1 protein-coding gene is annotated in these 1,164 nt (G+C 64.8%); it reads left to right on the top strand.

The annotated features are described in order from the left end of the window. Positions 1 to 55 precede the first annotated feature (55 nt). The coding region (locus AB5Z14_RS10175; RefSeq protein ID WP_368131301.1) for an arginine deiminase at positions 56 to 1,164 on the top strand (1,109 nt) is incomplete at its 3' end.

The raw sequence follows: 1,164 nt of genomic DNA, 5'->3' as shown, positions 1-1,164 counted from the left end.
GGAGGGGCGCTAACGAATCGGCCCTGACAGGGGCCCGAAAGAAAGGTAGGAGGCCATGACGAAAGGTCTGCACGTGCCTTCCGAGATCGGCAAGCTCAGGAAGGTCTGCCTGCACCGTCCCGGCGACGAGCTCCTCAACCTGCCGCCCGACGAGCTCGAGCGACTCCTGTTCGACGACGTCCCGTTCCTGGAGGTCGCACAGCAGGAGCACGACACCTTCGCCCAGATCCTGAGGGACCAGGGCGTGGAGGTCCTCTATCTCGAGAACCTCGTGGCCGAGGTGTTCGACCAGGTCCCCGGCGCCCGCGCCGAGTTCACCGACCAGTACATCGCCGAGGCAGGCATCCGCGGCCAGCACATGCCGCAGATCGTCCGCGAGAAGCTGGACTCCATCGAGGACAACCTCGAGTTCGTCAAGAAGACCATGGCCGGCATGACCAAGTCCGAGATCGAGATGCCCCTCACGGCCTCCACGACCCTCGACTCCCTGGTCAACTCCGAGTCCGAGTCCGACCTGATCATCGACCCGATGCCCAACCTCTACTTCACCCGCGACCCGTTCGCGGTCGTCGGCGAGGGCGTCAACCTCAACCGCATGTACTCGGTCACCCGCAACCGCGAGACCCTGTACGGCAAGTACGTCTTCAAGTACCACCCCGACTACAAGGACGTCTCCCTGTACTTCCGCCGCGACTGCCAGTTCCACACCGAGGGCGGCGACGTGCTGAACATCAACGAGAAGACCCTCGCCGTCGGCATCTCCCAGCGCACCCAGGCAGCGGCCATCGACGTCATGGCCCAGAACATCTTCTGGAACTCCGACTCCAAGGTCGAGCGCATCCTGGCCTTCGACATCCCCGTCTCGCGCGCCTTCATGCACCTCGACACGGTCTTCACCCAGATCGACGTCGATAAGTTCACGATCCACCCCGCCATCATGGGCACCCTGCGCGTCTACGAGCTGACCGCCGGCAAGAACCCGGGCGACGTGAACATCCGCCTGATCGAGGACACCCTCGAGCACGTCCTGGAGGACGCCACCGGCGTCGACCAGGTCAAGCTGATCCCCTGCGGCGGCGGCGACCCGATCGCGGCCTCCCGCGAGCAGTGGAACGACGGCTCCAACACCCTGTGCGTCGAGCCCGGCAAGATCTGCGTCTACGC

This window comes from Collinsella aerofaciens (genome assembly GCF_040910265.1).
Taxonomy (GTDB): Bacteria; Actinomycetota; Coriobacteriia; order Coriobacteriales; family Coriobacteriaceae; genus Collinsella; species Collinsella aerofaciens_BK.
This window is presented reverse-complemented; position numbering and strand designations above follow the sequence as displayed.